This window comes from Streptomyces sp. NPDC002734 (genome assembly GCF_040295685.1).
In the GTDB taxonomy this organism is placed as follows: domain Bacteria; phylum Actinomycetota; class Actinomycetes; order Streptomycetales; family Streptomycetaceae; genus Streptomyces.
The window spans coordinates 112103-125419 of the sequence record NZ_JBEOVU010000007.1 but is presented as its reverse complement, the minus strand read 5'-3'; the positions used below and the strand labels follow the sequence as shown (position 1 = coordinate 125419).

The 13317-nt window shown below is 74.6% G+C and carries 9 protein-coding genes; 1 reads left to right on the top strand and 8 read right to left on the bottom strand.

The annotated features are described in order from the left end of the window. Window positions 1–240: 240 nt before the first annotated feature. The 7 genes from ABT026_RS09030 to ABT026_RS09000 form a co-directional block, all read right to left on the bottom strand. The gene (locus ABT026_RS09030; protein WP_351113453.1) at window positions 241–1461 is read right to left on the bottom strand and encodes a transglycosylase family protein; all 1221 of its coding nucleotides are present in this window, start codon (window positions 1459–1461) and stop codon (window positions 241–243) included. Between the two features lie 136 nt (window positions 1462–1597). Continuing rightward, window positions 1598–2953 carry a cytochrome P450 family protein gene (locus ABT026_RS09025; protein ID WP_351113452.1) on the bottom strand — a complete coding sequence of 452 codons (1356 nt, stop codon included), beginning with the start codon at window positions 2951–2953 and terminating at the stop codon, window positions 1598–1600. 171 nt (window positions 2954–3124) lie between these two features. Further along, window positions 3125–4111, bottom strand: a complete 987-nt coding sequence (locus tag ABT026_RS09020) for a nucleoside triphosphate pyrophosphohydrolase (RefSeq protein ID WP_351113451.1) — start codon at window positions 4109–4111, stop codon at window positions 3125–3127. Window positions 4112–4162: 51 nt separating this feature from the next. Then, window positions 4163–4786 (bottom strand): SurA N-terminal domain-containing protein, encoded by a 624-nt coding sequence (locus ABT026_RS09015; protein WP_351113450.1) that lies wholly within the window; start codon window positions 4784–4786, stop codon window positions 4163–4165. 241 nt (window positions 4787–5027) lie between these two features. Then, entirely contained in the window at window positions 5028–6575 is a 1548-nt protein-coding gene (locus ABT026_RS09010; RefSeq protein ID WP_351113449.1) for a serine/threonine-protein kinase, read from the bottom strand. Continuing rightward, window positions 6572–7267: a hypothetical protein gene (locus tag ABT026_RS09005; RefSeq protein WP_351113448.1), complete on the bottom strand. Its 696-nt coding sequence runs from the start codon at window positions 7265–7267 to the stop codon at window positions 6572–6574. Before ABT026_RS09005 ends, ABT026_RS09010 begins: the two co-directional genes overlap by 4 nt. 146 nt (window positions 7268–7413) lie before the next feature. Next, window positions 7414–9723: an N-6 DNA methylase gene (locus tag ABT026_RS09000; RefSeq protein ID WP_351113447.1), complete on the bottom strand. Its 2310-nt coding sequence runs from the start codon at window positions 9721–9723 to the stop codon at window positions 7414–7416. Between the two features lie 351 nt (window positions 9724–10074). Between ABT026_RS09000 and ABT026_RS08995 the strand changes: the two genes are divergently transcribed. Further along, window positions 10075–10914, top strand: coding sequence for a DUF4190 domain-containing protein (locus ABT026_RS08995; RefSeq protein WP_351113446.1), 840 nt, complete (start codon window positions 10075–10077; stop codon window positions 10912–10914). Window positions 10915–11011: 97 nt separating this feature from the next. Here the strand turns inward: ABT026_RS08995 and ABT026_RS08990 are convergent, their stop codons facing one another. Then, window positions 11012–13132, bottom strand: coding sequence for an N-6 DNA methylase (locus tag ABT026_RS08990; RefSeq protein ID WP_351113445.1), 2121 nt, complete (start codon window positions 13130–13132; stop codon window positions 11012–11014). Between the last annotated feature and the right edge of the window lie 185 nt (window positions 13133–13317).

Here is a 13317-nt window from a genome sequence, read left to right as displayed (position 1 = left end):
GACATGTCCCGTACGGCCGTTGGCAGGATTAGGCGTGACGGCCGCCGGGGCCCGCTGGAGCGAGCGGTTCGACGTTAGCCACGCCCAGGCCGGGATTTCAAAGACGATCAGGGCTTCTGAGACCCATCTCTCACTTCTCCGGAATCAGACATTCCAGGACGAAAGGGTGGGTAACTCCCCCGATTTTGCCCGGCTTTCACCCTGCCTGATCGTCTCGTCCCCTGCCGTCCCCGGCCCGGCTCAGGCGGGGAGGGACAGCTTCGTGCCCGCCACCAGACGGTCCGGGTCGTCCCCGATCAGGTCCTTGTTGGCCTCGTACAGGGCGCGCCAGCCGCCCTGTACGTCCTGCGACTTGGCGATGGAGACGAGGCTCTCGCCGGCCCTCACGGTGTAGGTGCCCGCGGGGGCCGCGTGGCGGCCCGAGGAGCCGCTCGTGCTCTGCGTGCTCTCCTCGGCGCTGGTGCCGCGGTGGCGGCCGGAGCCGGAGGAGGCCTCGGAGTCCTCCTGGGTGGCGGCGTCGTCGCCGAAGAGCGGGGTGTCGTCCCCGAACAGCGGGTCGCCCTCGCCGTCGAACAGCGGGGCGTCCTCGTCGGACGAGCCGGTGTCGCCGGTCTCCTCCTGGTCCGCGTCGCCCTTGCCCTCGCCGGTGCCGTTGCCGGTGTCGCCGTGGTCGCCGGACTGGCCGCCGCCGTGCTCGCCCGCGTCGCCGCCGCCGACCTCGGGCAGGTCCGGGACGACGGGGGCGCCGGTGCCGGTGTCGACCAGGCCCAGGTCCTCGCCGAGGTCCAGTCCCTCGTCCTGCCCGGCCTCCTGGCCGAGGTCCAGGGACCCGCCGTCCGCCGGCGCGTAGTCGGCGCCCGGGAAGAGGCCGTGACCCGCGCCCCGGAGCATCCCCTGGTCGGCGTCGCCGGCCGCCTCGGCCGAGCCGGAGCCGCGCGCCTCGTCCGCGCGCCCGGCGCCGGAACCGCCGGTGCGGTCGCCGCCGGCGGACCCCCAGCCGGAGGCCGAGCCGTCGAAGGAGCCGGAGTCCGTCACGTCGCCGGTGCGCAGCGCGTCCACGCCGGTGTCCACCTGGGCGGCGGGGGCGTTCTCGCGCAGACCGTTCATCGCGCCACAGGCGAGCCACGGGGTCGCGCCCTGCTCGGCGAGGATGCGCTCGGCCACGGCGATCTGCTGCGAACGGCTCGCCTCGGCCGGGTTGGAGGCGTACGACAGGCCGCCGTTGCCCTCCCACTGGTCCTGGGTGAGCTGGAGACCGCCGAAGAACCCGTTGTCGGTGTCGGCGCTCCAGGCACCTCCGCTCTCACACTCGGCGACCCGGTCCCAGGTCGCCCCGTCGGCCGCGCTCGCGCCGGTGGCCGCGAAGAGCGGCAGGGCGAGGGCGGACCCGGTCACGCCGGCTGCGACGACGACCGCCGGCGCCTGACGGGGGCGGCGGTGACGACCGTTTCCGGAGAGCATGCGGATGCCTTTCGTCGACTGCTGTGGGCGCGCGACCACGTCCGGCACCGCGCCGGCGGGGTCGTCACGTCTGTGCGGGAACGTAGCCGGTGATCATCGTTCGTCACAACTCGATGTCGCACAGAACACACGAACATCACAGAACTGTCGAACTATTGCTTCCACTTGGTCCCGGCTCGGGAGTGAACTCGACCGGAAGAGTCCGCAGGCCACGCATGATGAGACCGCCGCGCCAGCGCAACTCCTCGGGCGCAGCGCCGAGTTGGAGGTCAGGCAGACGGGTGAGCAAGGTCGCGAGCGCGGCGCGGCCCTCGAGCCGGGCGAGCGGGGCGCCCAGGCAGTAGTGGATGCCGTGCCCGTACCCCAGGTGCTGGTTGTCGCGGCGGGACAGGTCCAGGGTGTCCGGCTCGGCGAACCGCTCGGGGTCCCGGTCCGCCGCGGCCAGCACCACCAGGACCGGATCGCCGGCCGCGATCCGCTGCCCGCCGAGAGTCAGCTCCTCGGTCGCGAACCGCCAGGTCGCCAGCTCCACGGGGCCGTCGAAGCGCAGCAGTTCCTCGACGCCGGTCTCCAGGAGGGACTCGTCCCCCGCGGCCAGCGAGCGCTGGAGCCGCTCGCGTTCGGCGGGGTGGGTGAGCAGCGCGTAGGCGCCGTTGCCGATCAGGTTGACCGTCGTCTCGAAGCCGGCGAACAGCAGGATGAACGCCATCGCGGCGGCCTCGTTCTCGGTGAGGTGCTCCCCCTCGTCCGAGGCGCGGATCAGACCGGAGATCAGGTCCTCGCCGGGCGCCGGCTGCGCGGGCAGGGCGGCGCGCTTGCGGTGGATCAGCTCGGCGAGGTAGCCGCGCATCTTCTTCACCGAGCGCGCCACGCCGCCGCGCGGGCCGCCCCCGTGGCGGATCATCATGCCCGCCCAGTCCCGGAAGTCGTCCTGGTCCTCGCGCGGGACGCCGAGCAGGTCGCAGATGGCGTAGATGGGGAGCGGGAACGCGAAGTCGTGGATCAGGTCCGCGCTGCCGCGCGCGGCGAAGCCGTCGATCAGGGTGTCGGTGAGCTCCTGCACGCGGGGCGCGAACTCCGCGACCCGGCGCGGGGTGAACGCCTTGGCGACCAGGCGGCGCAGCCGGGTGTGGTCCGGCGGGTCGATGTTCAGCAGATGCGTCATCAGGTCCGCCTTGCGCTCGCCCGGGATGCCGGTCCGGTTCCGGGCGTGCGCGGGCTCGTCGTGGTGCGCGGGGTTCTTCGACAGCCGCGGGTCGGCGAGGGTCTGCCGGGCGTCGGCGTACCGGGTCACCAGCCAGGCCTCCACCCCGCTGGGGAGCCGCGTGCGGTGCACGGGGGCGTGCTCACGGAGCCAGGCGTAGGCGGGGTAGGGGTCGGTCGCGAACTCCCAGGTGAAGAGTTCCGGGGCGGGCGGGGTCCGCGGGGCGTGCGGCGTCTGCGGGGCGTGCGGGGTCTGCGGGGTGGAGGGCGTCTGGTGCGGCTCGTTCACCCCACGACGGTACGCGGCGGGGCCCCCTCCCCCGCACGGGACCTGCGCTCCCCGTCCCACCGGCTCACGCCGGGTCCGGCCGACCGGGGCCGGCGACCCCGCGGGCGGTCGTGCCGCCTCCGCGGTGCTCCCGCCGCGGCGGCATGACGGCCCAGGGCGGGGCCCGGTGGGTCAGAGGCCCGCGGCAGCCGCCGCCTCGGCGGTGCGGATGGCGTCGCGGTAGGCGCGGGCGGCCGCGCGGAGGGCCGACTCGGGGTCGACGCCCGCCTCCTCGGCGCGCACGGCGAGGGTCAGGAGTTCGTAGCCGACGCCCTCACCCGCCGGGAGGGCCGCGTCGAGCCCCGCCTTGCGGGCCCGCGACGCCAGCTTCGCGGTGAGCGCCAGCGCCGGCTGCCCGATCGGCACGCCCTCGGTGACCGAGGACCGCTGCTTCTCGACCGCCTTGGTCCGCAGCCAGTGCTCCTCGACCTCCTCCGGCGTCGCCGCGGACTCCTCGCCGAAGACGTGCGGATGCCGGTGGATCAGCTTGGCGACCAGCCCGCCCGCCACGTCGTCCACGGAGAACGGTTCCTCGTCGTCCTCCTCGGCCATCCGGGCGTGGAAGACGACCTGAAGCAGCACGTCCCCCAGCTCCTCGCGCAGCTCCTCACGGTTGCCCGTCTCGATCGCCTCGACCAGCTCGTACGCCTCCTCCAGCGCGTACTTGGCGAGGCTCTCGTGGGTCTGCCGGGAGGTCCACGGGCAGTCGGTGCGAACCCGGTCCATCACCGCGACCAGGTCAAGGAGCCGCGCGCCGGGCAGGTCGTAGGAGGCGGGGAGCAGCTCCAGGTCGGGCATGTGGACGCGGCCGGAGCCGGCCAGCCGGGCCAGGCCGTCGGTCAGCGCGGGCTCGCCCTCGCCGCCGGCGACCACCACCACGGTGCGCCCGCCGGCCGCCGCGTCGACCAGGTCGCGGGCGGAGGGCGATGCCTCCTCCACCGTCACCCCTGCCTCCCGCAGGTAGGGCAGCTGCGGGTGCGCGCCGTCCGCGCAGAGCACCCGGTCCGCCTCGCGCAGGACGCTCCAGGCGGGCCAGGACAGCAGACCGGGGGCGACCCGGTGGCTGGTGGTGAGCAGGACGACGCGGCCGGGGGCGTCGGGGGAGGCGTTGGCGTTCACCCTTCGAACGTAACGCAGCGGTGCGCCGCCTCCCGCCCCCGGCCCCGCGGCTCAGGCCTCGACGTCCCGCACCCAGGGGGTCTTGAGGTCCGCCCGCGCGCTCTTCTCCGCGTCCCAGGTGCCGTAGCGCGGGTTGAGCTCGACGCCGAGGTCCTTGGAGGCGTCGGCGAGCGCCTTGGTGAAGACGGGGCTGTCGGTCTCGGTGCCGAGCCGCTGCGCCAGCTCGCCCGCCGCGACCTGCAGGCGCAGGTTCTCCTCCAGCCGCTCGGGGGCGACGCCGTACTGCTGGAGCCAGGTGTTCCGCAGTCCCTTCTCCCCGCCGAGCTGCCGCTCCAGGTTGGTCCGCAGGTCCTGGACCTTCCTGGGCGTGACGGTGACGCCCGCCTCCTCGGCGGCGTGGTGCAGCACCCGGTCGATCACCATGGACTGCACGGTGAACCGGGCCAGGGAGCCGGACTGGGAGACGACCTGCCGGTACTGCTCGTCGTCGGGGACCACGGCGCGCTGTGCGTCGCGCACCTCGCGGACCCGCTCCTCGACCTGGGCCTGGGTGATCCGCTCCCCGCCCACCACGGCCGCGGCGCCCGGGTGCGCCTCGGTTCCGCAGGCGGTGAGCAGTGGCGCCGCGAAGGCGGCGGTGAGGAGGAGCGCGGTACGGCGACGGCGGCGTTGCAAGGAAACCTCCCGTTGGAGTTTGTGCTTTGGTGCACAAAGTCTTGCGGTGATCGATGGTAGGCAGCGCCGGGGCTGTGAACCAGCCCCTGGCGCCAACGTCGTGCCAACGATCGGGAAGTCCCGCCGCAACGTTGCCCGTGACATCGCCCCGCGGCGTCGCCCGACCCCGCGGGGTCGGCCGTGGGTCGGCCGTGGATCGGCCGTGGCGTGTCCACGGCGTGTCCACGGCGTCGGCCTGGGGTCAGCCGCCCATCTGGCCGAGCCACTGGAGGGTGCGGCGGAGGTCGCCGACCAGGGGGTGGGCGGGGCCGTGCAGGCGTTCCACGTCCAGGGCCAGGCGGGCCAGGGTGTCGTGGGCTGCCTGGCGGTCGCCGAGGGCGAGCAGCAGGTGGCCGATGCGGCGGCGCAGGTCGTGGGCGCGGGCCGGGTCGCCGCCGGCGTACGGGTTCTCGTAGGCGGGCAGCAGCGCGCGGTACTCGGCGAGCGCGGCGGTGGCCTCGCCGAGCTGCTCCAGGCACAGCGCGGCGTCGAACCGGAACCCGAGCGCCTGCCGGTCGTCGTGCCCGGCCTCGGCGGCGCGTTCCTCGGCGAGACGGCGCAGTTCGGGCAGGGCGCGGCGGTACTGGCCGTCGTCCATCAGGGTGGCGGCGTACAGCTTGCGCAGGGTGCGCACCACCGGGGAGCGCTCGCCGTGCTGGTGGGCGGCGTCCGGGAGGATCGCGCCGAGGAGGTCCACGGCCTGGGTGATCCGCCCGTCGCCGAGCAGCCGCTTGACCTCGTCCACGGCGTCGGCCACGGCCGGCTTGCCCGCCCTGGAGGCCGCCGGGTCGGCGGCGGGCGGCGGGGTGACGGGCCGCGGGGCGGGCGTGCGGGCTCGGTCGGGCCAGGGCGCGTGCGGGCGCAGGAAGGGCCGGGTGGGGTCCAGGGGCGCGCCGCTGGGCAGTCCCCGCTCGGGGAGCAGCGGCAGCAGCGCCTCGTAGACCTCCTGGGCGGAGGACGGCCGGTTCTGCGGATCCTTCTCCAGCAGCCGCAGCACCAGGCGCTCCAGCGGCTCGGGGACCTCGGCGCGCAGCCGGCGCAGCGGCAGCGGCGGGTCGTAGAGGTGCCGGTGCAGGACGCCGAGCGCGGTGGTCCCGGCGAACGGGACCTCGCCGGAGAGGAGTTCGTGCAGCACCACGCCGAGCGCGTACAGGTCGGTGTAGGGGCCGACGGCGCCGCCCATGGCCTGCTCGGGCGCCATGTAGGCGGGTGAGCCGATGGGCGAGCCGGTGTGGGTGAGCCGGGTGGTGTCGGAGTCCATCACGGAGGCCACGCCGAGGTCCAGCACGGTCACCGTGCCGTCCTGCTTGACCATGACGTTCCGCGGCTTGAGGTCGCGGTGGACGATCGGCACCGCGTGCACCGCGCTGAGGACCGCGCACAGCTGGGCGGCGACGGCGGTCGCCCAGGGCCAGGGGTACGGGTCGTGCTCGGCGAGGTGGTCGGCGAGGTCCGCGCCGTCGACGTACTGCATGACCAGGAACAGGTCGTCCTGCTCGCTGCCCGCGTCGTGGACGGTGACCAGGCCGGGGTGGTCGACCTGGGCGGTGACCCGGCACTCTCGCAGGAAGCGGCGGCGCAGTTCCTCCGCCTCCGCCCCGGCGACGCGGTCGGGACGCAGCAGCTTGACGGCGACGCGCCGGTCGAGGCGGCGGTCGTAGGCGGTCCACACCTGGCCCATGCCGCCCTGGCCTATGAGCGTGGACAGTTCGTAACGTCCGGCGACCACACGGCCGGTGGTGGTGGTCACCTGGCGTCCTCCGGGCCGCCGTCCTGCTTGCGCAGCAGTTCACTGAGCTCGTCGAGCTCGGCGCGCACCTGGTCGATGCGGCCGCCGGGCGCGGGGGTGGTGGGCGGCGGAGGCGTGTGCGCGGGCGCGGGCGTGTGGGTCGCGGCCGGGGTGTGGTTCGGCGTCGACGTGTGGTGCGGGGTGGAGGTGTGGTTCGGGGTGGGCGCGTGGCCGCCGCCGGACCAGGTGCCGGGCTGCCCCTGCTGCTGCGGGACCACGGGGTAGCCGTAGGGGCCGGTGTTCTGCGGGTAGCCGTACGCCCCGGCGGGACCGTGCCCGTGCCCGGCGCGCGCGGCGTCCGCGAGCCGGCGCCGCTCGTCGAAGTGCCGGATGTCGACGGCCAGGTAGTAGGAGACGACGGCGAGCAGCGTGACCAGCAGCAGCAGTACGCCGACCGTCTCGGCGGGGGTGTCGACCTCGTCGTCCGGCTCCGACAGCAGCAGCGCCATGGAGACCACCAGCAGGACGAAGGAGAGGCCGCAGAGCACCCAGTCGAGGGTCTTGCGGGTGACGATCGCCAGTCGCATCATCGGCACCCACATCAGGAAGCCGATGCTGCCGATCGCGATCGCCACGAAGAGGATCCGCAGGAACACCAGCAGTCCGGTGGGCGGCGGCGGCGTGACCGGGTGGTGATGGCCCTGGCCCTGCATGGCATCTCCTGTGTTGTATCGACGGCTTCGAGCAGGGTACTGGCCGGTTCGCGCGCCCGGCCCCGGAGTACGGGATCCGTTTCCGGATCGCAGCCGGGGGCGGTGCGCGGGCGCGGCCGAGGGTGCGTCCCGGGGGTGAAGGGGCGTCAGAGGGGAGGGAGCACGCCGTCGGTCAGGGCGTCGCGGGAGCCGCGGACGAGGCGCGTGCCGAGGGCGGCGGCCCGGCGCAGCGCCGCCTCGAAATCGTCGAGGGCGCGGAAACGGTCGCCGTGGCGGCGCTGGTCCTCCAGCGGCAGCCTCGGCACCCGCAGGCGGCGCACGTCGAGGCGGGTCGCGGTGGAGGCGAAGCTGCTGGCCCGGCGCTGGTTCGCGGTGCCCCGCAGGAACCCCGCCAGGAACCAGGGGTCCAGGGTGTCCGGGTCGGGCCGCAACAGGACCAGGTTGCGGCCGAGGACCGCGCCCGCCGCCTCGTCGCCCACCACACGGGCCACCGCCTCTCCCCCGGTCACCGGAAGCACGACGTCCCCGGACCGGGTGACCACGGGCTCGTCCTCCCCCGCCCCGTCCTCGGGCAGCGTGCCGGAGGGAGCCGCACCCGTGACGACGTCGTGGTCGGTCAGGACCCGCGCGCCTCTCCTTCCGCCCGCCCCGCCCAGCACGAGGGTGAGGGCCCCGCCGCGGAGGAGGTCCCCGACGGTGGTGACCGGACCGGAGCCACGGGCGCCGGCGGCCGCTTCCTCCACGGGCGGCGGGAGGGGTGCGAGCGCGGCGACGGCCCGCAGCGTCACGTCCAGACGTTCCCGGACCGCCGCCAGCCGCTCGGGGCCGTCGCGGGTGACGGGCGGGGGAAGGTGCCGGGCCGGGGTCAGGTCGACCTCGTCGTCCAGCAGGTCGCCCACCGGGACCGCCCGGGCGACACCGGGCCGCTCGTCCAGCGTTCCGGTGCGGTCGAAGGCCCGCCAGAGGGCCAGCGCCGCTTCCCGCACGTGCCCGCAGTCCCGTCCCGGCCGGGAGACGGCACCGGACACCGGGGGGCCCGTCGCCGGGATGCCGGGCCTCGTGGCGTCGGACGTCGAGGTGCCGGACGTCGGGGTGCCGGGCCTCGTGGCAGCGGACGTCGAGGCACCGGGCCGCGTGGCGTCGGACGTCGAGGTGCCGGACGTCGAGGCATCGGGCCGCGTGGCACCGGGTGTGGCGGTGGACCTTGTGGCAGCGGATCTCGTGGCGTCCGCCGCGCGCGCCTCGGAGGCGAGGGCGGGGGCGAGGGCGAGGGCGGTGTCGGCCATCAGCACCTGCGCCGGGACGGGGCCGCGGCCCGGGCGGCGCAGTATCCACAGGTGGAGGGGGAGCCCGTGCGGAGGCGCGCTCCCGGCGGGCAGCGCGATGACCGCGCGCAGCGCGCCCCGGCGCAGCAGGTCGGCGCGGATCCGACGGCCGGAGCGGCGCGAGGCGGCGGCCGGCGGCATCAGCAGCACGGCGGTCCCGCCCTCGCGCAGACGGGCCAGCGCGTGCTGTACCCAGGCCAGCTCCGACTCGGTGCGTGCCGGGAAGCCGTACCGCCAGCGGGGGTCGTGTGCGAGGTCCTCGTGGCCCCAGTTGCGCTCGTTGAACGGCGGATGGCACAGCACGACGTCGGCCCGCAGCAAGGGGGCGGCATCGGCGCGCAGGGTGTCCGCGGTGGTGACGCGCACCGGGCCCGGAGTGTGCAGGGCGAGACGCAGGGCGGCGAGCGTGGCGAGGACGGGGACGCTGTCCTGACCGTGCAGCACATGACCCGGATGGGTCCGGGCGGCGGCGCGCAGCAGGGCGCCGGTGCCGCAGGCGGGATCGAGGACGATCCGGGGTGAGCCGGGGCGGTCCGGTCCGTGCGTTCCCGCCAGGTCGGCCATCAGCCCGGCCAGGCCCGGCGGGGTGAGCGCGTGCCGGCGGGGGTCCGTGTACCGGTCGAGAAGGAACTCGTAGGTCCGGCGCGGGCCGCTCCCCTCGGCCAGTTCGGCGACACCGCGCAACAGCGGCGCGCAGGAGACCAGTTCGGGGGCGTCGGCCGCCACGGGGGCGGCAGGACCGAGGCGCGGGGCGAGGACGTCCGCGAGGTCCGCCGGCAGGAGGGCGGCGAGCCGCTCGTCGGAACCGGCGGCTATCTCCAGCCAACGCGTGGGCCGCTCGTGCACCAGGAGCAGGACGCAGCCCGCATGCACCAGAGCCGCGGCGGGACCCTGCGGGTGTGCGGTCACCTGCTGCCAGACCCGTTCACGCAGCGGGACCTCGACCAGCTTCCCCTGCCGACGCAGCCACTCCTCCACGTCCGCGAGGAGGAACGCCGGACTGCTCTCCGTGCCGCCCACCGGTTTCGGGAAATCCCCGTGCCTGCGCCGCCAGTTGCTGACCGCCGCCCGCCCGACACCGGCGAGCCGGGCGATGCCGGCGGCCGTCACCTCGGTCGCGTCCTCCTGCACGGGCCCCCTTCCCTCGTTCGGTCGGCCCGAGCATAACCACACGATCACGACGTACACAGCGAGTTGCCCAGCAAGCCTGTGCATGCATGTTGATCCAATTCACACACTTACCCCCACCACCTGGCGGGACGTCAGGCCGGTCGCCAGGACTCCTCCGATGAGGATCCGCCGCCTTCGCCTTCACCTCGGGGACCCCCGCCCGACTGTTCACACTTGCGTCCCCGGTTCATCACAAGACCGTCTCGGCGCGAGGATTTTGGTTGATCGAGTTCACAACACATGATCTCCTTGGGGTGCTGCACGTGGACACGACAACGGGCGGCGATCGCGACCCTTGGAGGGGGAACCCTGATGTCCCAGCAGATGCCTTACGCGCCCGTACCGCCGCCGCCCATGCCGCCGTACCAGCAGCCGCCGAAGAACGGCATGGGCACCGCCGGTCTGGTGTGCGGCATCATCGCCCTCATCCTCGCCGTCACGGTGATCCTCTCCGTGTTCGGCGGAATCCTCGGCGTCCTCGCGGTGATCTTCGGCATCATCGGCATCAGCAAGGCGAAGGCCGGCGAGGCGACCAACAAGGGGGCGGCCGTCACCGGTGTGGTGCTCGGCGCCATCGCCGTCGTGGCCGCGGCCGCCATCACGATCGTCTCGGTCTTCGTGGTCAACAAGCTGGGCGACGACATCGCCAAGGACCTCGACCGGCTCGAGAAGGAGGCCGGCACGAGCGCCCCGCTGGACCCGGGGACCGAGGAGACCGCCGAAGAGGCGGGGGCCGAGGGCGAGGCTGCGGACGGAAAGCCCTTCACCATCGACCAGATGGCGGAGTGGGAGGACGGCGTCACCGTCAGCATCGACAAGATCGCCAAGTTCACGCCGAGCGACGTCTCCGCGGGCCACGAGAAGGGCAACGACGCGTACAAGGTGACGGTCGTCGTGGAGAACACCACCGGCAAGAACTACAAGCTGGCGAACCTCATGGTTGACGCGACCGCCGGCAAGAACGGCACCCCCGGTTCGCAGGTGTTCGACTTCGACTCCGACCTGGAGCTCAACGCGGGCACCGTCGCGCCGGGCAAGAAGGCCACCCTCGTCTACGGCTTCAGCGTCGAGGCGGGCGCCAAGACCATCGACCTGTCGGTCACCCCGGACTTCATGGCCGACCCGGTCGTCTGGGAGCTCAAGACCCCCTGAGCCGCACCCCGCGCGACCGCCGACCGGTCGCCACCCCGACACGTGAAAGGGCCGCCCCCACCGGGGCGGCCCTTTCACCGTTCTCCTGCGAGGGGTGTCAGACCGGGGGCATGACGCCGTCGGTGAGGGCGTCGTAGGTGCCGCGGACGAGACGGGCGCCGAGGGCGGCGGCCTGGCGCAGGGCGGCCTCGAACTCGTCGAGGGCGCGGAAGCGGTCGCCGTAGCGGCGCTGGTCCTCCAACGGAAGTCTGGGCACTCTCAGGCGGCGCACGTCGAGGCGGGTGGCGGTGGAGGCGAAGCTGCTGGCCCGGCGCTGGTTGGCGGTGCCGCGCAGGAATCCGGCGAGGAACCAGGGGTCCAGGGTGTCGGGGTCCGGCCGCAGCAGGACCAGGTTGCGGCCGAGGACCGCGCCGGCCGCCTCGTCGTCGACCACGCGGGCGACGGGCTCGCCCCCGAGTACGGGAAGGACGACGTCCCCGGCCCGCGTGACGACCGTGTGCTCGTCGCCGGTGCCGTCGTCGGGCAGCGCGCCGGAGGGGGCTGTGCCGGCGAGGACGTCGTGGTCGGTCAGGACCGGCAGACCGCGACGGCCGCCGGTACCGCCCAGCAGGAGCGTGAGGACCCCGCCGCGGACGAGTTCCCCGACGGTGGTGACCGGGCCGCCGACGCCGGGGGCCGGCTCTTCCCCGGGTGCCGGGAGGGGGGCGAGTTCGGCGGTCCGTCTGAGGGTGTCGCCGAGGCGTTCGCGGACGGCGGTGAGCTGTTCGGTGTCCTGCGCGGTGACCGGCGGGGGCAGGTGCCGGGCCGGAGTCAGGTCGACGTCGTCGTCCAGCAGGTCGATGACCGGGACCGCGCGGACCCGGCCGGGTTCCTCGGTGACGTCACCGGCGCGGTCGAAGGACCGCCAGGCGTTCAGGGCGATCTCGCGGACGTCACCCCGGTCGGTCTCGGGACGGCTCCCCGCGCCGGCGGCCGTGTCGACGAGGAGCAGCCGGGGCTGGGCCGGTGCGACGCCGGGGCGGCGCAGCACCCACAGGTGGAGCGGAAGGCTGTGCGGGGGCGCGCTCCCGGCGGGCAGGGCGATGACCGCGCGCAGCGCGCCCCGGCGCAGCAGGTCGGCGCGGATCCGACGACCGGAGCGGCGCGAGGCGGCGGCAGGCGGCATCAGCAGCACGGCGGTCCCGGTGTCCTTGAGCCGGGCGAGGGCGTGCTGGACCCAGGCGAGCTCGGATTCGGTGCGGGCGGGGAAGCCGTACTCCCAGCGGGGGTCGTAGGCGAGGTCCTCGTGGCCCCAGTTGCGCTCGTTGAACGGCGGATGGCACAGCACCGCGTCGGCCCGCGCCGTGGAGAACGCGTCGGCCCGCAGCGTGTCGCCGGGAGCGGTCCGCACCGGTCCCGGGGTGTGCAGGGCGAGCCGCAGGGCGGCCAGCGCGGCGAGCGCGGGAGCGCTGTCCTGGCCGAGGAGTTCCGGTTCGGGGCAGGGCCGGGAGGCGGCGGCGCGCAGCAGGGCGCCGGTGCCGCAGGCCGGGTCGAGGACGACGCGGGGGGACGTGCGGTCGCCGTCGCCCCCGTCGCCGCCCGGCCCGGGAACGGCCTCGGCGAGGTCGGCCATCAGCCCGGCCAGGTCGGGCGGGGTGAGGGCGTGGTGGCGGAGGTCGACGAACCGGTCGAGGAGGAACTCGTAGGTCTGACGCGGGCCGCTCTCCGCCGCCAGCTCGGCCACGCCGCGCAACAGAGCCGCGGACGGCAGGAGTTCGGGTCCGGTGGGCACCCGGACGGCCCGCGGGCCGCTCGGCGGACCCGCCTCGGCGGAGGCCTGGCCGCCGCCGAGGCGGCGGGTGATGGTCTGTTCGAGGTCCGCCGGCAGGAGGGCGGCGAGCCGCTCGTCGGAACCGGCGGCGATCTCCAGCCAGCGGGTGGGCCGCTCGTGCACCAGGAGCAGGACGCAGCCGGCCTGCACCAGGGCGGCGGCCGGGCTTTCGGGGTGCCCGGACACCTGCTGCCAGACACGCTCCCGCAGCGGGACCTCGACCAGCTTCCCCTGCCGCCGCAGCCACTCCTCCACGTCGGCGAGGAGGAACGCCGGGCTGCTCTCCGTGCCACCGACCGGCTTCGGGAAATCCGCGTGCCGACGACGCCAGTTGCTGACCGCCGCCCGTCCCACACCGGCGAGCCGGGCGATGTCGGCGGCCGTCACCTCGGTCGCGTTGTCCTGCACCAGGCACTCCCCTCGGACGGCTTCGAGCAGAGCATAGCCATCTGGGCTCCTGGTTCACAGCGTGTACGGCCACCAATTTGTGAACTTGGTTGACCCCGTTCACACAATCATGCTGTCATGGTCGTGTTCGACCGGCCCGTGCAGTGCGTCTTCGCGGCCGCCGGGACACCTGCCGCTGTCTCCAG